Raw genomic sequence first — 25,003 nt, 5'->3', positions numbered from 1 at the left:
CATGTCTGAAGCTATTTTATTCTTAAATGGTAAAATTGATTTACTTTTTTGTCAGAAATATATTGCGGATAATTATCTTAATTTTTCGATATTTTGTGCTGATGGAGCATATTTAAAAGTTAAAGATTCTCATGGTATAAATAAAAGAATAGAAAAAGTTATAGGAGATTCTGATTCATATAATACAGTAAACAATGATTTGTTTTTAATAGATAATGATCAATATTCTACAGATTTTGAGAAATGTCTAGATTTTTTGTTAAAAAAACATTTTAAAAAAGTTTACGTTTTTGGTGCTTCAGAAGGAGAAATGGATCATTTTTTGGGTAATATTTCAGTTGCTAAAAGTTATAAGCAAAAAATCGCAATTGAGTTTATTGATATTCACTCTCGTTATTTTTTCATACCTCAAAAATTTATTATTAGTGGGGTGTTGGGTAAGATGTTTTCAGTAGTTCCTTTTTGTTTAGCAAATAATATATATTATAATGGTTTAAGATATCCTCTTAATGACGAAAGTTTATCATTAGGTGGAATGATAGGCACAAGAAATTATGCTATAGAAGATACTGTAACGATATCATATTCTACGGGCGATATTTTATTGTTTATATCACATGAAAAATACAAGGGTAAAATAGATGCTTTGTAATAGTTTAAAAGAAATTGTCAGTGAAAACATTGACTTAAAATCAGAGTTCAAAAAGGATCATAAAAGAGTTGAAAACTTTTCTTTAGCTTATGAAAGTATATTCTTTGATTATTCTAAAAACCTTATAAACAAAATTATCTTTGATAGGCTTATAAAACTGGCAAATAGCTCAAATCTTAAGCAAAAAATATCTCAAATGTTTGCTGGAGAGAAAATAAATGTTACAGAAAATAGATCAGTGTTGCATACTGCTTTACGTGACTTATCAGATAAGCAATTAATAGTTGATGATCAAAACATACATTTAGAAATTTATCAAGAGAAGCAACGTGTTAAATCACTTATAGAGAAAGTTACTTCCGGTAAGTGGAAAGGTTACTCTGGTAAAAAAATAACAGATATTATTAATATAGGTATTGGTGGTTCAGATCTTGGTCCTAAGATGGTTGTTCGTGCACTTGTTCCATATCACTGTACTGGGTTAAAGGTACATTTTGTTTCTAATGTTGATGCAGATTCGTTACTACAAGCTTTAAACTGTGTTCATCCAGAAACAACTTTATTTATAATAGCTTCAAAATCTTTTTCAACAGAAGAGACCTTACTAAATTCTATTTCAGCTAGAGAATGGCTTTTAAATCATTATAAAGAAAAGGAGTCTGTAGCTAATCACTTTGTGGCTATTTCAAGCCAACTTGATAAGGTTAAAGAATTTGGTATTGATTTAGAGCATTGCTATAAAATGTGGGATTGGGTAGGTGGTCGCTACTCCTTATGGTCATCTATAGGTATGCCGATAGCATTTGCAGTAGGTTATGATAATTTTGAAAAGCTTTTAGCTGGTGCTTACTCTATAGATAAGCATTTTAAAGAAGCAGATTTTGCTAAAAATATTCCTGTAATTATGGCATTACTTGCTAGCTACTATTCATGTGTATATAATAGTCAAACTCAAGCTTTATTGCCTTATGATGATAGGCTTAGTTTTTTTGTTGATTACCTCCAGCAAGCTGATATGGAAAGTAATGGAAAATCTGTTGATTTAGCTGGTAATACAGTTAACTATCAAACAGGATCTATATTGTGGGGCGGGGTTGGCACAAATGGGCAGCATGCTTTTCACCAACTCTTACATCAAGGTAATGTTTTTGTTCCGGTTGATTTTATAGCAATTGCTAAAAGTTATCATAGTTACGATAACCATCAAGAGTCATTACTGGCGAATTGTTTTGCTCAGTCTCAGGCACTAATGTTTGGACAATCATATAATATAGTTTATAATGAGCTTTTAGAAAGTGGCGTTGATGAATATAAGTCTAAAAGTCTGGCTTATCATAAAGTAATACCTGGTAATAGACCTAGTACTACGATACTATTAGAAGAATTAAACCCCTATAATCTTGGCGCCTTGATAGCTTTATATGAGCATAAAATATTTGTTCAAGGCGTACTGTGGGACATTAACAGTTATGATCAATGGGGTGTTGAACTTGGTAAAAAACTTGGAAAAAATATTTTAAAAGCTATGAGGAATCTTAATTCTACAGAGTATCTTCAACTTGATGAGTCAACTAAAAAGCTAATACAAAAAAGCAAATTCTAATATGTCTGGATGTGTAAAAAATAAAGGGTTTTCATTAGTGGAGGTTATGGTTGTAATAGCTATTATGACTATACTCATGATGGCTGCTATTAGTACCTTTACTTTCTACTACAAAACTTTCGCAGAGACAAGGCTTACAAATTTACAAAAGCTAATAGAATATAGTGTAATTAGAGCTAGAATTGATGGTAAGGCAGTAATTGTATGTGCAGCTAACGCTGATAGTTTTGATGCTACAGGTAAATTGGATGAAACTACTTTAAATTGTGCTAGTACTAATAATTGGGGAGATAACCCTATAGTTGCATTTGAAAGCACTGATGGTACAGCTACGTACGTAGCTAATGATGATCAAATAATAGCAAATTTACCTAAAGGTCATAGTGAGCATATTTATATAAATTTATCAGGTAATCCATCTTACTTAAAAATTAGTCCAAATGGCTTTATGGCTACAGGTAATGGAAATATTACATACTGTGATAGGTCAAGTGAATATAGGGCGGCTTTAGTTTTAAACATAGTTGGTAGAGTGGTTTACACTGATAGCCCAACTAAATCAGGTGGTGGTTTATATACCTGCGCATAGACTTTTCATTTTAGTTTAAAGGAGAATAAAATAATGGCAAATGATAGAGTACCAATGACACCAGTAGGTGAAGCAGCACTTAGAGCTGAGCTTAATCAACTTAAAAAAGTTGAAAGACCAGAAATTATAACAGCTATAGCTGAAGCTCGTGATCATGGTGACTTAAAGGAAAATGCAGAATACCATGCAGCTAGAGAAAGACAAGGGATAATTGAGGGAAGAATTAAAGATATTGAAGCAAAATTAGCAAATGCACAAGTTATAGACGTTACAAAATTACCAGTAAATAATGGTATGGTAGTATTTGGTTGTACAGTTACTCTTATGAATGTAGATACTGAAGAAGAGGTTACATATAAAATAGTTGGTGAAGATGAAGCTGATATAGCTAATCATAAAATATCAATACAAGCACCACTAGCACGAGCGCTTATTAAAAAAGAAGAGGGAGATGAAGTTATTTTAGAAACACCAAAAGGAAAGGTTGTTTACGAAGTTGTCGAAGTTCAATACAAGTAACTTTAAATTTTTATTTCTAAAAAAGATTCTTTATGAAAAAAATTATTATCAAGGGTGCAAAAACCCATAATCTAAAAAATGTTGATGTTGAAATACCTAGAGATAAACTAACAGTTATAACTGGTTTAAGTGGTTCTGGTAAATCATCCCTTGCATTTGACACTTTATACGCTGAAGGACAAAGAAGGTATGTTGAATCTTTATCATCTTATGCAAGGCAATTTTTATCTATGATGGATAAGCCAGAAGTTGAACATATAGAAGGATTGTCACCAGCTATTTCGATAGATCAAAAAACAACTTCACATAATCCACGTTCTACGGTAGGGACTGTTACAGAAATTTATGATTATTTAAGAGTTTTTTTTGCCAGAGTAGGCCAGCCGAGATGCCCCACGCATAATATTGAGCTTAAAGCTCAAACTGTAAGTCAAATGGTTGATAGAGTTTTGGAATTTGATGATAATGATAGGTTGATGATACTAGCACCTGTTATTTCTGAGAAAAAGGGAACTCATCATACGCTTTTAGATAAAATATTGGCACAAGGTTATATTAGAGTTAGGATAAATGGGGAGTTTTACAATCTTGATGAAGATTATCCAGAATTAGATCGATACAAAAAGCATAATATAGAGGTTATAGTAGATAGATTTAAACCAAAACAAGATAATCAACAACGTATTGCTGAATCAATCGAGACAGCATTGGATTTGGGAAACGGTATAGTTAAGTTGGCTGATGTAAACGATGAAAATGCTAAAGATATACTATTTTCGTCAAAGCATGTTTGTCCTTTATGTAGTTTTGCATTAAAAGAGCTTTCTCCAAGAATATTTTCTTTTAACAGTCCCCTAGGAGCTTGTAGCAGTTGTGATGGTTTGGGTGTCAAAGAATTTTTTGATGAGAAAAAGATTATCATTGATGAAACTTTATCATTAAGGGTAGGAGCTATCTCTAAGTGGAACAAAAATAATCAATACTATTTTTCGCAGCTAGAATCATTAGCTCAGCATTATAAATTTTCATTAGACAAGCCTTTTGAAGAATTGCCTAAAGAAATACAGAATATAATTTTATACGGCTCAGATGAAGAGACGATAAAAATGACTATTGACTCTATCCGTGGAGGTAAGCAAGTACGTCAAAAAACTTTCGAAGGAGTAATCCCTTATTTTGAACGTCGGTATTATGAGTCAGATTCTGACATGGTCAAAAAGGATCTATATGAATTAATGAGCAATTTAACTTGTAAATCTTGTGGTGGTGCTAGAATCAATGAATATGCACGCAATATTTTTATAGCAGATAAAAATATTGCGGATATTTGTCAATTGTCTATTCAAGATTTGTTAATTTGGTTAGGTAACTTACAGTTTATTGGACAGCAGCAGGTAATAGCTGAGAGCTTGCTTAAAGAAATAAAATTAAGAGTACAGTTTTTAGAAGATGTTGGGTTAGAATACCTTAGTTTAGCAAGGCAAGCTGACACTTTATCTGGTGGCGAGGCTCAGCGTATTCGCCTGGCTAGCCAAATAGGTGCTGGTTTAGTGGGAGTAATGTACATTTTAGATGAGCCTTCTATAGGTCTTCATCAAAGAGATAATCAACGTTTGCTTGATGCTTTACATAATCTTAAAAATATTGGCAATACTGTTATAGTTGTAGAGCACGATGAAGATGCTATACGTCAAGCGGATTATATAATTGATATGGGGCCTATGGCTGGGATTCATGGTGGTCAAGTTATTGCTGCAGGTGATTATAATACTATTATAAAAAGCCAAAACTCGCTGACAGCTGATTACTTAAGTGGTCGTAAAAAAATAGCTGTGCCAGAAACTAGACTTAAAGCTAGCAATAGATTTTTAGAAATAAAAGGAGCTATTGGTAATAATCTTCAAGGCAATGATTTAAAAATACCATTGGGTGTGCTTACTTGTGTGACAGGGGTTTCAGGTTCAGGTAAATCAACCCTTATAAATAGAACATTATATCCATTAGCGTCACGGTTATTAAATAGAAGTACATTGGTCCCTATGGAATATAAATCCCATCAAGGGTTTAACTATTTAGATAAAGTTATTGATATTGATCAGTCACCAATTGGTAGGACTCCACGTTCAAACCCAGCTACTTATACAGGAGTATTTACATCGATTCGTGAGTTATTTGCAGTAACTTCCGAGGCTAAATCAAGAGGTTATGCTGCTGGTAGATTTAGTTTTAATGTTCGTGGAGGAAGATGTGAAGCTTGTCAAGGTGATGGTGTAATAAAAGTAGAAATGCACTTTTTAGCGGATGTGTATGTTGCTTGCGATGTTTGTGAAGGTAAGCGTTATAACCGTGAAACACTAGCAGTGCAATATAAAGGGAAAAATATTTATGAAGTTTTAGAAATGACTGTCGAAGAGGCACTTGAATTTTATTATGCAATCCCTAATATTAAAACTAAGTTAGAAGCTTTAATGAGTGTCGGACTATCTTATATTAAACTTGGACAGAGTGCTACAACACTCTCAGGTGGCGAGGCTCAGCGTGTAAAATTAGCTAAAGAGCTATCTAAAAGATCTACTGGTAAGACTTTATATATATTGGATGAGCCAACTACAGGGTTACATTTTTATGATATTCACCAGCTGTTAAAAGTTATTATGGATTTGCGTGACAAGGGAAATACAATAGTAGTTATTGAACATAACTTGGATGTGATAAAAACAGCTGATTGGATAGTAGATTTAGGTCCAGAAGGTGGCAATAAAGGTGGTCAAATAATATTTGAAGGCACACCTGAAGAAATAATTGAATGTAAAAACTCCTATACAGGGAAATATTTGAAAGAGTTGTTGTAAAAAAATACAAATAAATAGGTCGTAAGTTTAGTGAACTAATTTTTAAGTTTAGATTAGTGTCTGAAGTGTCCAAAATTATGACAACTGGATGGATGTATTTGAATATAGCTAGCTTTTTCATTAAAACGACTAGCCAATAGTGAAAAATTTTACTATAGTATACTAGAATTTAGTTTTAAAGTTTATAAAGAAATTAAGGGCTTAAATAAACATATGGCACAAAATAATGATAATAAAAATAATATGCTAAAAAATATTATTTTTTGGGTATTAATAATTGGTGGGATGTTATTGTTATTCAATGGTATTAATGATACTAATACTTCTTCTCGTAATCTTGATTACTCAACTTTTGTATCTAAGTTAAAAGATAATCAAATAAGTTCAGTAGATGTTGATGGCAGAACAATCTCAGGAAAAACTAGCTCTGGGGAAGGTTTTGTCACCTATGCGCCTTTGTTAGATAGTAGCTTAGTTGATAAGCTAGAAACTAGTAAAGCTATAGTCAAAGCAAAAGCACCAGAGAAACCTAATTTACTTTTAGCATTTTTGCTTAATTGGTTACCAATGCTTTTAATCTTTGGTTTTTTTATCTATATGATGGCTAAAGCTGGTGGAGGCGGTAAAGGTGGTCCTTTTTCTTATGGCAGAAGTAGAGCTAAACTTTTAGGAGAAGACCAGATAAAAGTTACTTTAGATGATGTTGCTGGTGTAGATGAGGCTAAGGAAGATGTAGCAGAAATCGTTGATTTTTTAAGAGAACCTAAGAAGTATGAAAAAGTTGGTGGCAAAATACCAAAAGGTGTTTTAATGATAGGTCCTCCAGGTACAGGTAAAACTTTATTAGCCAGAGCTATTGCTGGAGAAGCTAAAGTGCCATTTTTTTCTATTTCAGGTTCTGATTTTGTTGAAATGTTTGTGGGTGTTGGTGCTTCACGTGTGCGTGATATGTTTGAGCAAGCTAAGAAAAAAGCGCCTTGTTTGGTTTTTATTGATGAAATAGATGCCGTAGGTCGCCATCGTGGTGCTGGGATGGGTGGTGGTAATGATGAAAGAGAACAAACTCTAAATCAGCTATTAGTTGAGATGGATGGCTTTGCTGACAATGAGGGCATTATTATAATAGCAGCGACAAATAGGCCAGATGTACTTGATAAAGCATTATTAAGACCGGGTAGATTTGACAGGCAAGTTACTGTAGGTTTGCCGACAGTCAAAGGTCGTGAAGCTATACTAAAAGTACATATGAAAAAAATAAATATGGGTGATGATGTACGAGCTGATTGGATTGCTCGAGGTACTCCAGGTTTTTCTGGTGCAGAGTTAGCAAACTTAGTTAATGAAGCTGCGCTATTTGCTGCAAAAGAGTCTAAAGAAAAAGTTACAATGGCTGATTTTGAAAAAGCTAAAGACAAGATCTTAATGGGAGCTGAAAGAAGGTCAATGGCAATGACTGAAAAAGAAAAGAAACTTACAGCTTATCATGAAGCTGGACATGCTATTATTGGTAGACTTATGCCTGAGCATGATCCTGTTTATAAAGTAAGCATTATACCAAGAGGGCGTGCTTTAGGTGTAACTATGTATATGCCGGATGGTGATAAGGTTAGTCAAAGTAGGTTGGTGCTGCAAGGGCGTTTATGTAGTATTTTTGGTGGTAGATTAGCAGAAGAATTAATATTTGGTTATGAGCATGTTACTACAGGTGCATCTAATGATATTCAAGTAGCCACGGATATAGCACGTAACTATGTTGCACGTTGGGGTCTATCAGATTCTATGGGCACTATACTTTATGATGTAGAAGATGATGGTCCATTTGGAGGTTCTGGTGGTAGAACTTCTAAGATTTCTGATGTTACGATACGTGAGGTAGATACTGAAGTACGTAAACTTATAGACTCTAGTTATGCTAAAGCTAAAAAGCTATTAGAGGAAAATATAGATATTTTACATGCTATGGCAGAGGCTTTAATGAAGTATGAAACTATAGATGCGATGCAAGTGGACGATTTAATGGCTAGAAGGGATGTGCGTGAACCTGGAGATTATGGCGATAGTTATAAGCCAAAAGATATACATAATCAAACAGTTATTTTAGAGTCTAATCCAACTATAGAGTCTACAAAGCTTGAACCTTTAGTAAAGGAAAATGAAAGTAAGGATATAAAATAATTATTAAACCTAGATATAATCTAAGAATTAATCTTTCCAGTGTTGAATTGCATTAAGCTCTTTTATTGATTTTGTAATACTTGATGAATGATAGAGTGTGCTTCTTTTAAAAGAAAGAAGGCTAATAAGTAAACCATAGTCACTTTTCTTTTTATTGCTGGTCTGTTTGTAAGTTTTTGCCCAATCTAGTAGCATATTTTTTAATTTTTTTCTATTCCCCTCTATAGAAGACATTATAAAATTTGCGTAAGTACTGTTGTGATCTTCAATTTTTAAATAAGCTGCGACAGTTTCAGCTTGACCTTTCTCTAGAGCCATAAATAAACCGGGAGTTTTATCATATCGTTTAGCAGCTAGTAGTTGTTTTTTATCTAACCCTGATATATCTTTTATTGCTTGAATATACGCTGTAACAGTTTCAGCTTGACCATTTTGTAAAGCCATAAATAATCCAGGTATATCATCAATTTTCGCAGTTAATAGCTCTTGTATATCTAATTCAGGTATATCTTTTATCGCTTGGATATAGGCTGTAACAGTTTCAGCTTGACCATTTTGTAAAGCCATAAATAATCCAGGTGTGCCATCACTACCTTTTGCAGCTAAAAGTATGTTTTTATTGATTCCTGGTATATTTTTAATACCATCAATATACGCTTTAACCGTTTTAGCTTGACCATCTTGTAAAGCTATAAATAATCCAGGTGTACCATTACTATTTTTTGCAGTTAATAATTCTTGTGTATTTAATCCTGGTATAACTTTTATTGCTTGAATATATGCTGTAATAGTTTCATTTCGACCATTTTGTAAAGCCATAAATAATCCAGGCGTGCCATCATCAATTTCTGCGACTAGTAGTTTTTGTTTATTTAATTCAGGTGTATTTTGTATTATTTGAATGTATGCTGTAACAGCTTCAGTAAGACCCTCATGGAGAGCTAAAGATAACAATTTACTTACTTGTTGTGGTTTGGATCGTGCATATTTTTCATCTATATTAAAATAAGATACGTTATAAGTTTGAGCTTGAATATTTTTAAATTCTTTAATATAGGTAGCTTCGTCATTTATATTAAAAGGCAACTTATTATAAAGGTTTTTATAAATGATTTCATATATTTGCTTAGCCGAAGTAGAGGATGTAGCCATATTATAGCATTCATCATGATTAATTAAATACCCCCCTTCCTTTTGACTGCCACCTATTGCTATGCAATGACTTTTGGCGATTAGTAAAAAGGCTATAGGTATGTCACTATTAGTTATTTTGTTGTACAACTTTTGAGCTGTTTCTTCTGTGAAAATTGTCAAATTATCGGAGTGAAGATATATGTTATTATCTTCATTAGACTTGAAAAAAGTAATAGAATTTTGGTAGTCTTGAGTGCTGAAACAATATTTATTATTTTTGTTAAGGGATTTTGTGTCTAACCCGAAATATACTTGAACTCCGTCAAACCAGCTTAATATATTTAGTAATTGATGGTCATTATAAGACAGATTATTTCTTGTGTTTTTATTACTTCTTTTTTCTTGAGCTTTTTCTATGTCGTGCTTTAACCAATATAGAGCTATATCTTGCCTATCTTCATTAGTAATATTTTTATAGTTATACTCAATAACGTCATTGCCTACTCGTATTTTAAAAGTATTAATTTCTTTAATTACAAAACCTTCATTTTTAGGATCTTCGGCTTCACTGATATCGCCCACTTGTTTTATATGTTTAATTTTAGAATAATAAGAATCAATTAAATTCAAACGGTCTCTGTATGTTTTAAAATCATTTCTGAGTATTGCTTGTATGGCCATAAAAGCTATTCCATAACACATTCCGTCATGATTTATTTCATAACCAAGCACTTTTTGTAAGTTAATTAATGATAGTTTCATTTGAAGTCCTTTTTATTAAAATTTCATATTGTTATTTAGTTAGTAATTTTGCATAAGTTATGTATCAAAAAACATATTTATCAGTTTATTATAGCTAAATAGTTATGTTTTAGTTAACATGTATTGATCAAATAGTGTATCGATATTATTTCTATATGGTTAGCATGATATAGTTTCGAATAAGCTTTAGTTATATAGTATCTGAAGAGTTTTTTGGTATATTTGTTGGGATTCATCAGATTCTATGGATATTATATACTTTATGATGTAGAAGATGGGAATTCATTTGGTTGACCTAGCTGTAGAATCATAGTAAAGAAAAACAGAAAGTAAGAGTAAGGACAAAAAGATGATTAAATTATACGGGCTAGCTAAACTTATTAGAAATTTGTTTGTAATTTGCACTGATTTTATTAGTGAAGCTAAAGAGATAATAACTTTTGACTAAAGAAATGTAGTAAAAACAGAATTTTATTGTTTATTATGATAATATAAAATAACTGACCATATAAATAATAATAAGGAAAAAGTATATGTATATGTTACCAACTCCTCATATAGAAGCAGATAGCAAAGACAAGTTTGCAAAAACAGTAATAATGCCTGGTGATCCTTTAAGAGCGAGGTATATTGCAGAAAATTATTTAGAAGATGTTATTAGGGTAAACACTGTTAGAAATATGCTTGGTTATACAGGTACTTATAGAGGACAGAAAGTTAGTGTAATGGGTTCTGGTATGGGCGTTCCGAGTATGGGTATATACTCATATGAGTTATTTAAGTATTATGACGTTGATAATATTATCCGAGTTGGTTCTTGTGGCTCATATACTGAAGATTATAAAATCTATGATGTTGTGCTTATTGAAGAAAGCTACGGTGAATCGATGTTTATTGAACTTGTAACAGGTGAAAAGACTAACATGATAAAACCCAGTGCAAAATTAAATGCCGAACTTGTTAAATCAGCTAAAAATTTAGATGTAGAGTTAAAAAAAGTAAAAGCACACTGTACAGACATTTTTTATAGAAAAAATTCCAATGATTATAAAGATATCAGTAAAAAGTTTGGTTGCGGAGTTGTAGAGATGGAAACAGCAGCTCTATTTGCAAATGCAAAGGTATTGGGTAAAAAGGCAGCTGCGATTATGACAGTATCAGATTGTTTGGTAACAGGTGCATCTACTACTTCTGCAGAGAGACAAGATTCTTTCACTAATATGATGGAAGTTGCTTTAGGAACTCTAGAAAATAATTAATTTTTCTTAAATCTGTAAATTTTTTCTAATTTGTTGCAGAGCTTGTTTTGCTCTGTGATTTGAAGGATTCTTCTTGTTGGTTTCGCTGTTTGAGTAATCGATTAAAATTTCTATTTTTTGTAACTTAGAAAAAAACTTCCTTTTTCTTAATATTTCTAGGAATTGTAAGTGCAATTCCTTTATCTTGAACTTTAAAATTTCTTTTTGACTTTTACATATTATTTTCTGTGGAGTATAATAGACAATTTGCGTATCATTTAAATATGGGATATTTAATTTTCTTAGTTCTTTGTTTGCGACTTCATTAGATGATATCAGGTTTTTAGCTTTGCGAATTAGTTCTTTACTGAGTTGAGTAGAATTAGTTATTTTGATGCGAGTTTTATGTTTATCTATATTAGAAATCTTCTCTGGAATAATAGTTATAGTCATTTCTATTAATCTTTTTTATGGTAATTATTAAAACTTCGTATTAGAATTAGAATAAATTCTTTTTATAGCTTTGTCCATAAGTATTCTCAATTAATCGTATGATGAAATATAAAAAACTCTAGTTTTATAGAAGAGTCTTTATTTAAAATAGTCATCTTAATTTAAATTTTCTGCAAATTCTATATAATGTAGAGTCAGAGTAGTATATTTAAAATATTAATTTTATAAAAAACAGTTTAGGTTTGAAACATGTTAAGTTTAATTCAAAAAGTTATTGGTAGTCGTAATGATAGGTTTATTAAAAAAATTTCCAAATCAGTATATAAGATTAATTCTCTTGAGGCAGAGTTTGAGAAACTTTCAAATGAGCAACTAAAAGCTAAGACAATAGAGTTTAGAGGGAGATTATCTAAAGGAGAGACTTTAGATAATCTTTTGCCAGAAGCCTTTGCAGCTGTAAGAGAAGCAGCTAAACGCACCAAAAATATGCGACATTACGATGTGCAGCTTATAGGTGGTATTGTTTTACACATGGGTAAAGTTGCTGAGATGAGAACAGGTGAGGGTAAAACGTTAGTTGCAACGCTTCCAGCATATTTAAATGCTTTAATTGGTCAAGGCGTACATGTAATCACAGTAAATGATTATTTGGCTAAACGTGATGCTGAGTTGATGAGCGAAATTTATAATTTGTTAGGAATGTCTGTTGGAATAATAATAGCTGATTTGAATCCTGAGCAACGTAAAAAAGCTTATGCTTGTGACATTACCTACGGGACAAACAACGAGTTTGGTTTTGATTATCTTAGAGATAATATGGCTTATGAAAAAGAGCATCAAGTCCAGAGAAGTCGTAATTTTGTGATCATAGATGAAGTAGATTCAATTTTGATAGACGAGGCAAGAACGCCCTTGATAATCTCAGGAGCTTCTGATGATAGCTCAGAAATGTATAATCTATTCAATAGACTAGTGCCTTATTTAGAAAAGCAAGATAAAGAGAATCTTGAAGAAGGACAAGAACAAAAAGATTTCTACGTTGATGAAAAATCTAAAAATGCTTATTTAACTGAAAAAGGTTATGCAAAAATTGAGAATATGCTTAAAAAAGAAGGGATGTTAGAGGAGGGTGATAATTTATATAGTCCTCATAATATAACCAAAATGCATTATTTAAACGCATGTTTAAGAGCACACTCTTTATATCAACTAAACGTTGATTATATTATACGTGACCAAGAGGTGATAATTATTGATGAAAGTACAGGTAGAGCAATGCCTGGACGTAGATGGTCAGACGGTTTGCATCAGGCTATAGAAGCTAAAGAGGGAGTTAAGGTTAATGCAGAAAACCAGACAATGGCATCTATTACTTTCCAAAATTTCTTTAAGCTCTATAATAAAATAGCTGGTATGACAGGTACGGCTGATACAGAAGCTTTTGAGTTACATTCAATCTACGGATTGGAAGTAATAATTATTCCTACTAATAAGCCAATGATTAGAAAAGATCATCACGATGTCATACATGGGGATGTTAGAGAAAAATTTAAGGCTATCGTAGAGGATATTAAGCAAAGAATAGCAAAAGGTCAGCCAGTATTAGTAGGTACAGCATCAATCGAGGCTTCAGAAGTTTTATCTACCTTACTTAAAAAGAAAAAAATTAAACATAATGTTTTAAATGCTAAGCAGCATGAAAAAGAAGCAGGGATTATCGCAATGGCAGGTTATCCAGGTAATGTAACTATTGCTACTAATATGGCAGGTCGAGGTACAGATATTATTTTAGGTGGTAACTGGGAGGTTGAGGTGGCTCAATTAGAAGATCCTAGCGAAGAACAAATTGCAAAAATTAAAGAAGATTGGCAAAAAAGAAACGAGGCTGTTAAAAAAGCTGGTGGCTTATGTATAATAGGTTCAGAAAGACATGATTCACGTAGGATTGATAATCAGCTTAGAGGGCGTGCTGCTCGCCAAGGGGACCCTGGAGAGAGTAAATTTTATTTATCAATGGATGATAACCTTTTAAGGATCTTTGCTTCACCTACGATGGCTGAGCGAGTTAAAAAAGGTTTAAAAGGAGGCGAATCTTTAGCTTTTGGTTTTATGTCGAAAGTTATATCTAAAGCACAAAGCAAAGTAGAAAGTTATCATTTTGATATTCGTAAAAACCTGCTTGAGTATGACAATGTAGTAAATACTCAGCGTAAAGTTATCTATGAACAAAGACAAGTATTTTTAAATTCTGAAGATGTTAGTGATATTTTAAATGATATTCGAATGGATGTGGCAGAGCAGGTTTTCCATGATTATATTCCAGCTGGATCTATGCATGAATTATGGGATTTAACTGGTCTTGAAAAAGTCCTTAAGTCTGATTTTATGCTGGAGTTAAGTTTACAAAAACTTTATCAAGAAAATGAAAGCCTAGGTGAGCAAGAACTCAAGAAAATAGTTGTAGATGCTATAATGCTTGAATTTAGCGAGAAAACTAAAGACTTAGATCCAGTAGTTATTAGACAGTTTGAAAAATTTTCTTTATTACAATCTTTAGATACTCATTGGCGTGAACATCTAAATGCGATAGACCATTTACGTAATAGTATTAATTTACGAGGCTATGCGCAAAAAGATCCTAAAAATGAGTATAAAAAGGAAGCTTTTGAATTGTTCTCTAGCATGCTTGATAATTTTAAACATGACGTGATTAGTTCTTTGGCTAAAATCAGAATAGGAGCTGAAGAAGAAACTCAAAGAGCCCAACAAGAGTGGCAAGAGTCTATGAGTGATATTAAAGCTGAGCATGAAAGTGTGATTGATAACAATCAAAGGCATTCAGAAGAGAAGGAACAGCAACAAGAAGCATCAAAAGTTTTACAAGTTAAAAGAGAGGGTCCAAAGATTAAGAGAAATGATCCGTGCCCTTGTGGTTCGGGCAAAAAGTATAAGCAATGCCATGGTAAAGTTGAATAATATCCAAATAATTGTTTGTCAAATAAATATTTTTTGCTATAATTTGGTGTCTAGTTTTATAGCTAGATCGATGGTAATAATAACAAAAAGTCAGGAATTTATAACTATTTATAAATAGTTCTGAGAATTTAAAATCTAATAAATGGAGTTTTATACATGTACGCGATAATTAAAAGTGGCGGTAAACAATATAAGGTAAAACAAGGTGAAGTTGTTAAACTTGAGAAGTTAGACCTTGGTATTGGTGAAAAAATTGAGTTTGACACAATTTTAATGGGGCAGACTATAGAAGGTGAAGTTAAAATTGGTGCTCCAGTTGTAGAAGGCGCTAAAGTAGTAGCTGAAGTCGTAGAACAAGGACGTAACAAAAAAGTTAAAATTATGAAGTTCCGTCGTCGCAAGCATAGTATGAAGCAGCAGGGTCACCGTCAGTATTTTACAGCGGTGAAAGTTTCATCTATTAGTTTATAATTTATAAAGATTATTAAGGAGTATACAAATGGCTCATAAGAAAGCTGGTGGTAGTACTAGAAATGGTAGAGATTCTAACCCTAAATATTTAGGTGTTAAAAGATATGGTGGTGAGTTTGTAAAAGCAGGAACTATCATAATTCGTCAAAGAGGTACCAAAGTACATCCAGGTATTAACGTCGGTTGTGGCAAAGATCATACTTTATTTGCATTACAAGATGGTCATGTAAAATTTCATACTGGTGGTGCTTTAAACCGTAAATTTGTTTCTATTGAAGAGTAGTATAGAAGCTCTTTTATCTACTTTCCTTCTTATCACTAAAAAATATACTTAAATTTATTCCCAATGATTTATTGCGTTTAGGCGTTTCATTGATGTTGTAGTATTTTTGTTTATAAATCCTCTGTTAAAAGAAAGAAGAGTAACAAGTAGTTTATCTGTAATCATTTCAGATGCTAAGAGTGATACTTTACTGCCAATTATTAGAGAAAAAGTTAAGCCTGATAGTAGTATCCGTTTACACAGATACTTTTAGAAGCTATAATGGTATAGAAAATTTCTGGAATCAAGTTAAGAGACATTTAATCACTGTGATTCTAAGGAGCAGCTAAAGCTAATTAGACATTGGGTTAGAGTGAGATTAAAGTGAAACTATCTAGGACAGCCCCATATTTTTCAATTGGGGATCTCAATATCCCATGAACTTTAGCCTTTCCACTTATTATATATAAAGGTCAAGTATATATAGCGTTTCACTGTTTCTAATTATGCAGAATGTATCTTCTGCGAACTAGTAAATACTTGATCTTATGAGTATAAAATAGTAGTATTTTATTATAAGTATTAATGTTGATATTAATAAAGGTGTATTTATGGCAAGTGTAAGAATACAGACAACATTACCAGAAGAAGATGTGAGTTTTATAAGTAGCTATAAGAAGTTACATAAGAATTATAAATCTGACTCTTCAGTAATTTCTCATGCTCTTAATCTATTAAAAGAATTAGAGCTTAAAGAACAGTATATGGATGCAAATGCTGAAATTGATCATGAATTAGACTCTTTAGACTTTGACAGCTTAACTACAGAGGACTGGTAGACATTAATGATGAAAAGAGGTGAAATATATTATACTTTGTGGACCTGATGATAAAGGTGGTATGGAATGGGAATCGTTAGAACGGCTTAACGACTATGCAAATCTAGTTAAAGCACTTAAAGAGAAACCTAAGACTGATTAAATAGACTCCTTATTGGACGTTTAGGTTTTGATTAGGTGCATTAATTAATATAATATATCTTTAAACTTAGTTTTATTGTAGGATATTATTGCTACTACAAATGGTAGCATAAATATTAATAATAAATTTCTCCATGTTTTTTATCCTCTATATTTGATTTTATGATACTTCTTTGAACATGATAATATAGCACAAATCAAAGAAATTATTTTATATGTACTAAATTTAATAAGCCAGTGGGAATTATGATAACGCTTTTAGTCTAAAACTAAGCTAATATGTATATAAATTAATTAAATTGGGTATAATGTGGCGATTGGTGTGTGTAACTCATGTTTCTCTCAAGGGAAACTGTATGAAAAACAGTGTATAAATTGCAATAATGTTACAAAAATCTACAACCTTGATAAAAAATACAAAGAATTATCTATAGTAATAAGTGAGCCTATTACTAAAGATGACTATTATTATGGAGAGGACGTTAAATTTATTAATGTCAAAAATAGTGCTCAAATAGAATATATAATGAACCCAGTAATTTTGAGACAGTGTGAAAATATTGAAAAAATATCTATACATGCTCATGGATCCCCTCAAGATAACAAATTTTTATATAAAAGTAGTACTACGAGTAGGAATGAGTATTTTATTAGTGTAAGTTATGTTGGAAATATCATAGGAAGGTTTCTTAATGCAATTAATGTATCAGATGTGTTGGTAGAATGTGTAGTTTGTTTTAGTGCTGATAACTGTGATTATGGAAAGAAATTGAGTTTCAGCCGAGATATAATACGCCCTGTAATAAAACATTCTTTAATAAAAGGTAGCTTAATTGATAACTTTAGAAAGGAAATTAGGAATCATTGCCCTAAACAGTTTAGAATAAAGGGCTTCACTGGTCAAGCAGCAAGGTTGCGTTCAGAACAAAAATATAGGTCAACAGGAGTAATAAATGCCAAATATTATTTTGATAACTTTGATATAGAAGGTTCACGATCAAGAAAAATATATATCGAAGAAGGTAGGATTCCAGGAATACATTTTTCTGAGTCGGAGCGAATTGATAGGGAACTTATTAATGAACAGATTTTATTACTTTCAGAGTTAAACATTTTAAATTCCGAAGAAAAAAAAGTGGCCATTGATCGTATCATAGCTAATTTCACTAAGTATGTAAAAGATGGTTGTATGGTTCAGGACGTAGGGCAAGCTTGTATTGATTTTGTCAAAAATTTTAGGTTTATGAATTTTGATTATGCTCATGCATGGGAATTAATTAAAGTATCTCCTTTAGTAGAAAAAGCATTAACATCTGGAACTATTAATTTCGAAAGTATTTTTAAGAATAGTATAAGAAACGATATAGATAATGATTATGCTATTACGATAAACCAATATGGGATACCTATTTAGCTATCTTGCAGGAGGTGTTGCTAGGACACTGATTAATCTATCCGTGCTGAAGTGGTCATTTGCTTAAAATGAGAGGTTTTTATTTGATTTTCATAAGTTTCTTGGCAACCATTAGGTGACAAATTTGAATATATTTTTAACGAAAAGACTTTTAATGGAATTATTTATAGTGGGTCCGAATAGCTATTATTTACTCCTTCTGTTTTGGAATTTTGTAGATATAAACATGCCTGCTAACACCCCAGTTACAATAATAGCTATCATGATCGTTGCTAGAGCATTAATTTCAGGAGTAGGGCCATTTTTAACTGTAGAATAAATGTACATTGGTAAAGTAGGGTTATCGCTTCCTGCGACAAACTCTGTTACAACTAAATCATCTATAGATAATGTAAATGTTAGTAAAGCAGAAGTAATAAGAGCAGGAAATAATTGAGGTAACATTATATAAAAAAAAGTTTTAGTAGGACCAGCACCAAGATCTAAAGAAGCCTCTTCTAGAGAAATGTCAAGACTAGCTATTCTTGATTGCATAACTATAGTTACATACGCTGTGCACATTGTTACATGGGCTATTACTACTGTTGTGGTTCCTCTTTCATGTGGCCAGCCGATTAGCTGCTGTAATGTTGAGAACATCAAAAGTAAAGCAACACCAAGTATAATATCAGGTAAAACTAGGGGTGTTGCTACTAGTCCATATAGAAAACTACGTGACCTAAAAAATCTAAATCTAGTCATAGCATAGGCAACTATGGTTCCTAGTATTGTAGAAATTATAGAAGTTATAGTTGCTATTTTTAAGCTAGTAAAAGTTGCGTTAATGATATCTTCATCATGTATAACTTCATGATACCATTCAAATGTGAACCCACCCCATAAATTTATAATTTCAGAATTACTGAAAGAAAATATAATTAATATAACCAGAGGGATATATAAGAATATTAAACCTAGAATAAGCATGATAGTACTAAATGAAATTTTTTTCATGGTTATACCCTCTTATACAAAAGTTTTTTTAGTCTGAATACGCTGCATCCATAAAATAGGTAATACTAATATAAGTATTAATACTACAGAAATAGTTGCAGCCATGCCCCAGTTGTTTGATGTAAAGAACTCTTCCCAAATTATATTACCTATCATCAAAGAGTTCATACCCCCCATTATCTGAGGTACTACAACTTCACCAACAGCTGGAATAAATATAAGCAAACTTCCTGCTATTAAGCCAGGCATAGATAATGGTAATGTGATTTTAAAAAACGAATTAATTGGTTTAGAGCCTAAATCTTCAGCTGCGTCATAAAGAATGGGGTCTATTTTTATTAAAGTACTGTACAAAGGTAATACTAGGAATGGTAAATAACAGTAAACCATACCCAAATACATTGAGAAATCATTATATAAAAGAGCCATACTTGGTAGACCTAAATCCATTAAGAACTTATTTAAAGTATGATTTCCTAGTAAAGTCACCCAAGCGTAGGTTCTTAACAAAAAAGAGGTCCAGTAGGGTATTATAATAAGTATTAAAAATATAATTTGGGTATTTTTCTTAGCCCGTGATAGAGCTAAAGCCATTGGATAACCTATTAAAATACACAAAATAGTTGTAATAAAAGCAACCTTTAACGAATTAAATAAAGAAACAAAAATTAGATTATAATGTATTAGCTCAATATAATTTTTCAGATAAAAAGTAAAATATAATGTTTGATCTTTATAATTAAGTAAAGCCGTAACAGGAGGCGTACCATCCGCAGGTAATGTAAAACTAATACCAACCACAAATAAAAATGGCACTAGTAAAAATATAATGAACCATAGAAAAGGTATTAGATAAACTATAGTGTGTCTAATATTTCGTTGTAAGTTCTGCATTATGAATATAACACCATTATATTTTGTGATTCCCAAGTAAGATATACTTCGTCATCCCAAGAAGGGTGATCAGCATTTCTTTCGATGTTAAAGTCAGTAGATTTAACTATTCTGCCATTTTCAGTTCGGACATGATATGTGGATAATCCTCCTAGATATGCAATATCTTCAACTTTTCCTTTAATACAGTTTTCAGGTTTTTTAGGATTGTAATCTTCAGGTTTGTCTTTGCTTATGAAAATTTTCTCAGGCCTTATACCGACCCAAATCTCTTGGTCCTCTATAGCTTCTATATTCCTTTGTAGTATAAAAGACGTACCTGCCTCCTGAGAGGTTATAACACTTTTATGCCTACCAACTTTTTCAACACGACCTTCAAATATAGTACTCTTTCCTATAAAGTTAGCTATAAATCTACTTTTTGGAAATTCGTAAATTTCTGACGGGGTACTTACTTGTTCTAACCAACCTTCTGACATGATCCCAATCCTTGTAGACATTGTCATAGCTTCTTCTTGATCATGAGTAACCATAATAAATGTACTACCAGTTTGCTCCTGGATATCTACTAGCTCAAACTGCATTTGATCACGTAAATTTTTATCTAGCGCTGAAAGCGGCTCATCTAGAAGAATAAGTTTTGGTCTTTTTGCTAGGCATCTTGCTAAAGCTACACGTTGGCGTTGTCCACCAGATAGTTGGTGTGGTTTTCTTTTTGCTAGATGCTCCATTTTAATAATTCTAAGAGCAGCATCGGTAGCTTTTTCAATCTCTTCTTTTTTAAGGGCTTTCTCTTGTTTAAGTCCAAACATAATATTTTGTTTTATGTTCATATGAGGAAACAAAGCATACGACTGGAACATCATGTTTACAGGTCTTTTGTAAGGTGGAGTGTTAGACATATCGACACCATCAATGATAATCTTACCATCAGTAGGTTTCTCAAACCCAGCTAGCATTCTTAGTAGCGTACTTTTACCACTACCAGAGCCACCCAGTAGGGAAAAAAATTCCTTAGGATAAACGTCTAAATTAACAGAATCAACGGCTAGATGACCGTCTTCAAATTGTTTGGAAAGGTTCTTTATAGAAACCAAAGGTTTTTTGGAGATTTTGTTCATCTTCAGAATCTATACTATAGTTAGGTTTGAGATGCTTAATGATAAGCAATTTTGTAAGAGAAAAAAAGCAAATAATCATTATTTAAAGAAAAGTTATGATTTATGTTTACTATTATGAATGGTTTTGGTTTATAAGTTGAAGTTTTTAGCTATCTAAGTTTAGCAAATAGGCGTAATACCATTAGATGTGATTTTAATTAATCAATATACAATCAATTATATATTTAATTTAAATAAAAATAACTTTACATTTTTAAAATTTTAATTATAATATTATTTATATTTTAAAAATATAGTTATCTATGTGAAATTTTAGTTTTTTGAGCGTTGTTCTATATTAACATAACATTTTAGATAACATGGTTATTAAACAAATTCTAGACATAAGACATTGAAAAAACACATTAAACTATTAGATGAAAAGGAAATATTTATGACAGATTATGAGTTTGATGTTTACTGGTATAGAGTCTTATCGGTAGTTGTATCAACACTATTAAAAAATGGTTTAGATGATATGAATCAAAAAGCTATAGAACCACTGCTTCGTCAAGAAATACTTGATGTTGATGGAACATCGTCCTCTAGTCCTATGGTAGCTTACAATAAAATAACGCAACTTTTAGAGACTATATCATATGTAGCAAATAATAAATTAACAGGAGCTAATTTAGGCAAAATACATGCCGAAATAAAAAATCAGCTTAAGCGGTTATATATTCTGTATGCTCATCGTTCAAGCATAGCTCGTCTTATAAATGCTAGATTGTAGTCTCAATGTTTATACTGATTCCGAAATGTACCTCATTAGGTGTTAAATAATTTAAACATTTTTTAGGTCTATTATTCAAGTCAATTTGCAACTTTCTAAGATACTGATGAGAGATATTACTAAAATCAGTACCTTTAGGAATAAATTGTCTGATATACCTATTCATGTTTTCATTTGTACCTCTTTGCCATGGACTATATGCATCTGCAAAGAATACTTTAATACCAGTTTTATTTGATAAATTTTTGTGTTTAGCAAACTCTTTACCATTATCAAAAGTAGCTGTGGTAATTTTATTACCATTTGATGCTCTGTATAAAATTTGGTTAATTGAACTAGCTGTTCTATCTTTAGCTTTGCCTAGAATTGTGAATCTACTAACTCTATCTACCATAGTCAAAATAGCTCCTTTATGATCTTTACCGACTATAGTATCACCTTCAAAATGATACAGCTCTTTTCTATCATTAGCTGCTTTAGGCCTTTGTGATATGTTGACTCTATCCTTTATCTTACCTTGATTTGAGGAGCCTTCTTTTTTGTATTTGTAACGCCTACCTTTGAAGAATAATAACTGTTTAAGGTTATGTCTTTGTATAAAGTTATAAACAGCTTTAAAACTTAGCTTAGCTATACCTTCATGCTTTAATCTACCACAAATTAACTCCGGTGATATTTTCTTTTTGAGTAAAGCTATTATCAGCTTTTTAACTTCATTAGTAAGTTTATGATTATTTGACTTTCTACGACTACAATACAACTTATGGGCTATCTCTGCAGAATAACTTTTACCTACTTTATTCCTTTTAAGTTCATTTATAACAGCTGTTTTACTAAATCCTATTTTATTAGCTATTGCTGCTTCTAAGTATCCTAATTTAAGTAAATTTTCTATATAATATCTATCTGAAAGAGTTAAATGTCTATGTGCCATTTTTAGTTCCTGTTCGTTTATTTAAGTTCTTCTCAAACCTAATAAACTACATCTGGAACTCTCTTTCAACTATTTTAAAACTTTCAGAATACAATCTAGCAATTACAATGCGCCATCGCAACTAGTGTGGAAAGTTAGTAATAAAAATAAAGTAATAAACATACCAAAGGGTATAGTAATATTGATATGTGAATATTTGGATATCCAAAGTTATGAAGCTTTTAGAAAGTTAAACAAATTCAATTATAAAAAGTTACCTCCTCTACCTCTGTTACCAATAAATAATAAAAACCCTCTTAAACTAAAAGGGCATAAGAGCTGGATTAATGCACTAAAGACATTGCCAGATGGAAGATTAGTAAGTAGTTCAATTGATTCTATAAGAATATGGGACCTAACTAACCCTACAAAACCTATTGTGCTAGAGCATTTAATAAGAGGAGAGTCTTTTTGCGAACTGGAGTTATTGCCAGATGGAAGATTAGTAAGTGGTTCACATGGTGGAAATATAAGAGTATGGGATTTAACTAATCCTGCAAATCATATTGTGCTAAGAGGACACACCGATAGAGTTTGTGCATTGAAGTCATTGCCAGATGGAAGACTAGTAAGCGGTTCATACGATAATACTGTAAGAGTATGGGATTTAACTGGTCATACAAATTCTAATATACTAGGAACATACCCAGGAAGGGTTTGTGCATTAGAGTTATTGCCAGATGGAAGATTAGCAAGTAGTTCAATTGATATAACTATATGGGATTTAACTAATCCTACAAATCATATTATGCTAAGAGGACACAGTAAAGGGGTTTGTGCATTGAAGTCATTGCCAGATGGAAGACTAGTAAGCGGTTCATACGATAATACTGTAAGAGTATGGGATTTAACTGGTCATACAAATTCTAATATACTAGGAACATATCCAGGAGGAGTTTGTGTATTAGAGTTATTGCCAGATGGAAGACTAGTAAGCGGTTCAAATGATGGAACTATAATGGTGTGGGATTTATATAATCCTGCAACCCCACCTATCGTATTAAAAGGACACAAGGGACGGATTCAAGCATTAGAGTTATTGCCAGATGGAAGGATAGCAAGTAGCGCATATGGTGATAATAGTATAATAATATGGTAGCTACTTAACAACAGGATCTAACTCACCACTTTCATAGCGCTGAAACATCATCTCAAGTGAAATTGGTTTAATTTTACTAGCCATACCAGCACTACCGAAAGCCTCATATCTAGCTTGACAAATTTCAGACATTGCTTTTTTAGCTACAGCATTATATTTACGTGGGTCAAATTCAGCGGGGTTTTCCACTAAAAACTTTCTGATTGCACCTGTTGCTGCCATACGTAAGTCTGTATCAATATTAACTTTACGTACTCCATACTTTATTGCTTCAACGATTTCCTCTACTGGCACGCCATAAGTCTCACCCATTTTACCACCATAATTGTTAATGACTTCTAGCCAATCCTGTGGTACAGAAGATGATCCATGCATTACCAAGTGAGTATTAGGTATTCTAGAGTGAATTTCTTTTACTCTTTTTATAGATAATACATCACCTGTAGGTGGCTTAGTAAACTTATAAGCACCATGACTTGTACCAATAGCAATTGCTAAGGCATCAACTTTAGTTTTTCTTACAAAGTCAGCAGCTTCTTCCGGGTCTGTTAATAATTGATCCATAGATAGAGTGCCTTCTGCACCTATACCATCCTCTTCACCTGCCTGTCCAGTTTCTAAAGAACCGAGACAGCCTAGCTCACCCTCCACAGACACACCGCAAGCATGAGCCATATCAGTAACTGTTTTAGTTACATTTACATTATATTCATAATCTGCTGGAGTTTTACCATCTGATTTTAATGAACCATCCATCATCACAGATGAAAAACCTAACTGAATAGATCTTTGACAAACTGCTGGTGATGTTCCGTGGTCCTGATGCATAGACACTGGTAAATCTGGATATTCTTCTATAGCAGCTAAAACTAAGTGTCTTATAAAAGGTGCGCCTGCATATTTTCTAGCACCTGCGGAACCTTGTAAAATCACTGGGGAGTTTACTTTATCAGCAGCTTCCATAACAGCTCGTACCTGTTCTAAATTATTAACATTAAAAGCTGGTATTCCATAGCCATGCTCTGCAGCATGATCTAATAGTTGACGTAATGAAACTAAAGCCATTTATTC

At 32.2% G+C, this 25,003-nt stretch carries 21 protein-coding genes and 1 pseudogene; 15 read left to right on the top strand and 7 right to left on the bottom strand.

Annotated elements, in window-relative coordinates; genetic code table 11:
- The first annotated feature begins 1 nt into the window (after nucleotide 1).
- From SD28_RS06185 to ftsH, 6 genes are all read left to right on the top strand, one after another.
- On the top strand, nucleotides 2-652 hold the full coding sequence (locus SD28_RS06185) for a thiamine diphosphokinase (protein WP_039125124.1): 651 nt from the start codon (nucleotides 2-4) through the stop codon (nucleotides 650-652).
- A complete protein-coding gene (gene pgi / locus SD28_RS06180; protein WP_039125122.1) occupies nucleotides 642-2,255 on the top strand; it encodes a glucose-6-phosphate isomerase in 1,614 nt (537 codons plus the stop codon). Before SD28_RS06185 ends, pgi begins: the two co-directional genes overlap by 11 nt.
- A 1-nt stretch (nucleotide 2,256) precedes the next feature.
- Nucleotides 2,257-2,844: a pilus assembly FimT family protein gene (locus tag SD28_RS06175; RefSeq protein ID WP_039125120.1), complete on the top strand. Its 588-nt coding sequence runs from the start codon at nucleotides 2,257-2,259 to the stop codon at nucleotides 2,842-2,844.
- A gap of 33 nt (nucleotides 2,845-2,877) precedes the next feature.
- Nucleotides 2,878-3,363 (top strand): transcription elongation factor GreA, encoded by a 486-nt coding sequence (gene greA / locus SD28_RS06170; protein WP_039125118.1) that lies wholly within the window; start codon nucleotides 2,878-2,880, stop codon nucleotides 3,361-3,363.
- 32 nt (nucleotides 3,364-3,395) lie between these two features.
- On the top strand, nucleotides 3,396-6,215 hold the full coding sequence (gene uvrA, locus SD28_RS06165) for an excinuclease ABC subunit UvrA (RefSeq protein WP_039125115.1): 2,820 nt from the start codon (nucleotides 3,396-3,398) through the stop codon (nucleotides 6,213-6,215).
- Between the two features lie 213 nt (nucleotides 6,216-6,428).
- Nucleotides 6,429-8,390 carry an ATP-dependent zinc metalloprotease FtsH gene (gene ftsH / locus SD28_RS06160; RefSeq protein WP_084593833.1) on the top strand — a complete coding sequence of 654 codons (1,962 nt, stop codon included), beginning with the start codon at nucleotides 6,429-6,431 and terminating at the stop codon, nucleotides 8,388-8,390.
- Nucleotides 8,391-8,417: 27 nt separating this feature from the next.
- Here the strand turns inward: ftsH and SD28_RS06155 are convergent, their stop codons facing one another.
- A complete protein-coding gene (locus SD28_RS06155) occupies nucleotides 8,418-10,286 on the bottom strand; it encodes a hypothetical protein (protein ID WP_052251885.1) in 1,869 nt (622 codons plus the stop codon).
- A gap of 539 nt (nucleotides 10,287-10,825) precedes the next feature.
- On the opposite strand from SD28_RS06155, the gene deoD reads away from it, so the two are divergent.
- A complete protein-coding gene (gene deoD, locus SD28_RS06150; protein ID WP_039125843.1) occupies nucleotides 10,826-11,545 on the top strand; it encodes a purine-nucleoside phosphorylase in 720 nt (239 codons plus the stop codon).
- A 6-nt stretch (nucleotides 11,546-11,551) separates the two neighbouring features.
- Here deoD and SD28_RS06145 read toward each other — a convergent pair whose 3' ends face one another.
- A complete protein-coding gene (locus tag SD28_RS06145; RefSeq protein WP_039125113.1) occupies nucleotides 11,552-11,977 on the bottom strand; it encodes a hypothetical protein in 426 nt (141 codons plus the stop codon).
- Nucleotides 11,978-12,226: 249 nt separating this feature from the next.
- On the opposite strand from SD28_RS06145, the gene secA reads away from it, so the two are divergent.
- From secA to SD28_RS06120, 6 genes and pseudogenes are all read left to right on the top strand, one after another.
- Nucleotides 12,227-14,953, top strand: coding sequence for a preprotein translocase subunit SecA (secA, locus tag SD28_RS06140; RefSeq protein ID WP_039125111.1), 2,727 nt, complete (start codon nucleotides 12,227-12,229; stop codon nucleotides 14,951-14,953).
- A gap of 156 nt (nucleotides 14,954-15,109) precedes the next feature.
- Nucleotides 15,110-15,424 (top strand): 50S ribosomal protein L21, encoded by a 315-nt coding sequence (gene rplU / locus SD28_RS06135; RefSeq protein WP_039125110.1) that lies wholly within the window; start codon nucleotides 15,110-15,112, stop codon nucleotides 15,422-15,424.
- A 28-nt stretch (nucleotides 15,425-15,452) separates the two neighbouring features.
- Complete coding sequence (rpmA, locus tag SD28_RS06130; protein ID WP_039125108.1) at nucleotides 15,453-15,707, top strand: 50S ribosomal protein L27; 255 nt, start codon at nucleotides 15,453-15,455, stop codon at nucleotides 15,705-15,707.
- A gap of 154 nt (nucleotides 15,708-15,861) precedes the next feature.
- Nucleotides 15,862-16,009, top strand: a pseudogene (locus SD28_RS07930) (IS1595 family transposase); the annotation flags it as partial.
- A gap of 288 nt (nucleotides 16,010-16,297) precedes the next feature.
- Nucleotides 16,298-16,525 carry a hypothetical protein gene (locus tag SD28_RS06125; RefSeq protein WP_052251884.1) on the top strand — a complete coding sequence of 76 codons (228 nt, stop codon included), beginning with the start codon at nucleotides 16,298-16,300 and terminating at the stop codon, nucleotides 16,523-16,525.
- Between the two features lie 463 nt (nucleotides 16,526-16,988).
- Entirely contained in the window at nucleotides 16,989-18,080 is a 1,092-nt protein-coding gene (locus SD28_RS06120; protein WP_157698636.1) for a hypothetical protein, read from the top strand.
- Nucleotides 18,081-18,266: 186 nt separating this feature from the next.
- Here SD28_RS06120 and SD28_RS06115 read toward each other — a convergent pair whose 3' ends face one another.
- Genes SD28_RS06115 through SD28_RS06105 form a run of 3 tightly spaced genes read right to left on the bottom strand, consistent with a single transcriptional unit; the run spans nucleotide 18,267 to nucleotide 21,088 of the window.
- Nucleotides 18,267-19,073 carry an ABC transporter permease gene (locus tag SD28_RS06115; protein ID WP_039125104.1) on the bottom strand — a complete coding sequence of 269 codons (807 nt, stop codon included), beginning with the start codon at nucleotides 19,071-19,073 and terminating at the stop codon, nucleotides 18,267-18,269.
- A 12-nt stretch (nucleotides 19,074-19,085) separates the two neighbouring features.
- Complete coding sequence (locus SD28_RS06110; RefSeq protein ID WP_039125102.1) at nucleotides 19,086-19,967, bottom strand: ABC transporter permease; 882 nt, start codon at nucleotides 19,965-19,967, stop codon at nucleotides 19,086-19,088.
- Nucleotides 19,967-21,088: an ABC transporter ATP-binding protein gene (locus SD28_RS06105; protein ID WP_039125101.1), complete on the bottom strand. Its 1,122-nt coding sequence runs from the start codon at nucleotides 21,086-21,088 to the stop codon at nucleotides 19,967-19,969. The genes SD28_RS06110 and SD28_RS06105 overlap by 1 nt, the downstream gene beginning before the upstream one ends.
- A gap of 433 nt (nucleotides 21,089-21,521) precedes the next feature.
- Between SD28_RS06105 and SD28_RS06100 the strand changes: the two genes are divergently transcribed.
- Complete coding sequence (locus tag SD28_RS06100; protein ID WP_039125099.1) at nucleotides 21,522-21,860, top strand: hypothetical protein; 339 nt, start codon at nucleotides 21,522-21,524, stop codon at nucleotides 21,858-21,860.
- On the opposite strand, the gene SD28_RS06095 is transcribed toward SD28_RS06100, so the two are convergent.
- A complete protein-coding gene (locus SD28_RS06095) occupies nucleotides 21,850-22,794 on the bottom strand; it encodes an IS30 family transposase (RefSeq protein ID WP_039124962.1) in 945 nt (314 codons plus the stop codon). The genes SD28_RS06100 and SD28_RS06095 overlap by 11 nt on opposite strands.
- A 124-nt stretch (nucleotides 22,795-22,918) precedes the next feature.
- Here SD28_RS06095 and SD28_RS06090 point away from each other — a divergent pair, with 124 nt between their 5' ends.
- Entirely contained in the window at nucleotides 22,919-23,932 is a 1,014-nt protein-coding gene (locus tag SD28_RS06090) for a WD40 repeat domain-containing protein (protein ID WP_052251883.1), read from the top strand.
- Here SD28_RS06090 and fba read toward each other — a convergent pair whose 3' ends face one another.
- Nucleotides 23,933-24,997, bottom strand: a complete 1,065-nt coding sequence (fba, locus tag SD28_RS06085) for a class II fructose-bisphosphate aldolase (protein WP_039125097.1) — start codon at nucleotides 24,995-24,997, stop codon at nucleotides 23,933-23,935.
- Nucleotides 24,998-25,003 lie beyond the last annotated feature (6 nt).

Source organism: Allofrancisella guangzhouensis (assembly GCF_000815225.1).
Taxonomy (GTDB): Bacteria; Pseudomonadota; Gammaproteobacteria; order Francisellales; family Francisellaceae; genus Francisella; species Francisella guangzhouensis.
Note: the sequence above shows the minus strand (reverse complement) of the source record. Positions and strands in the feature narration are given on the sequence as shown.

Excerpts from the sequence above, each read along its gene's own strand:
- SD28_RS06095 (WP_039124962.1), bottom strand. The coding sequence starts at position 22,794 with ATGGCACATAGACATTTAACTCTTTCAGATAGATATTATATAGAAAAT.
- greA (WP_039125118.1), top strand. The coding sequence starts at position 2,878 with ATGGCAAATGATAGAGTACCAATGACACCAGTAGGTGAAGCAGCACTT.
- deoD (WP_039125843.1), top strand. The coding sequence starts at position 10,826 with ATGTTACCAACTCCTCATATAGAAGCAGATAGCAAAGACAAGTTTGCA.
- fba (WP_039125097.1), bottom strand. The coding sequence starts at position 24,997 with ATGGCTTTAGTTTCATTACGTCAACTATTAGATCATGCTGCAGAGCAT.
- SD28_RS06175 (WP_039125120.1), top strand. The coding sequence starts at position 2,257 with ATGTCTGGATGTGTAAAAAATAAAGGGTTTTCATTAGTGGAGGTTATG.
- SD28_RS06125 (WP_052251884.1), top strand. The coding sequence starts at position 16,298 with ATGGCAAGTGTAAGAATACAGACAACATTACCAGAAGAAGATGTGAGT.
- pgi (WP_039125122.1), top strand. The coding sequence starts at position 642 with ATGCTTTGTAATAGTTTAAAAGAAATTGTCAGTGAAAACATTGACTTA.
- uvrA (WP_039125115.1), top strand. The coding sequence starts at position 3,396 with ATGAAAAAAATTATTATCAAGGGTGCAAAAACCCATAATCTAAAAAAT.
- SD28_RS06145 (WP_039125113.1), bottom strand. The coding sequence starts at position 11,977 with ATGACTATAACTATTATTCCAGAGAAGATTTCTAATATAGATAAACAT.
- SD28_RS06115 (WP_039125104.1), bottom strand. The coding sequence starts at position 19,073 with ATGAAAAAAATTTCATTTAGTACTATCATGCTTATTCTAGGTTTAATA.
- SD28_RS06155 (WP_052251885.1), bottom strand. The coding sequence starts at position 10,286 with ATGAAACTATCATTAATTAACTTACAAAAAGTGCTTGGTTATGAAATA.
- SD28_RS06185 (WP_039125124.1), top strand. The coding sequence starts at position 2 with ATGTCTGAAGCTATTTTATTCTTAAATGGTAAAATTGATTTACTTTTT.
- SD28_RS06105 (WP_039125101.1), bottom strand. The coding sequence starts at position 21,088 with ATGAACAAAATCTCCAAAAAACCTTTGGTTTCTATAAAGAACCTTTCC.
- rpmA (WP_039125108.1), top strand. The coding sequence starts at position 15,453 with ATGGCTCATAAGAAAGCTGGTGGTAGTACTAGAAATGGTAGAGATTCT.
- ftsH (WP_084593833.1), top strand. The coding sequence starts at position 6,429 with ATGGCACAAAATAATGATAATAAAAATAATATGCTAAAAAATATTATT.
- secA (WP_039125111.1), top strand. The coding sequence starts at position 12,227 with ATGTTAAGTTTAATTCAAAAAGTTATTGGTAGTCGTAATGATAGGTTT.
- SD28_RS06110 (WP_039125102.1), bottom strand. The coding sequence starts at position 19,967 with ATGCAGAACTTACAACGAAATATTAGACACACTATAGTTTATCTAATA.
- rplU (WP_039125110.1), top strand. The coding sequence starts at position 15,110 with ATGTACGCGATAATTAAAAGTGGCGGTAAACAATATAAGGTAAAACAA.
- SD28_RS06100 (WP_039125099.1), top strand. The coding sequence starts at position 21,522 with ATGACAGATTATGAGTTTGATGTTTACTGGTATAGAGTCTTATCGGTA.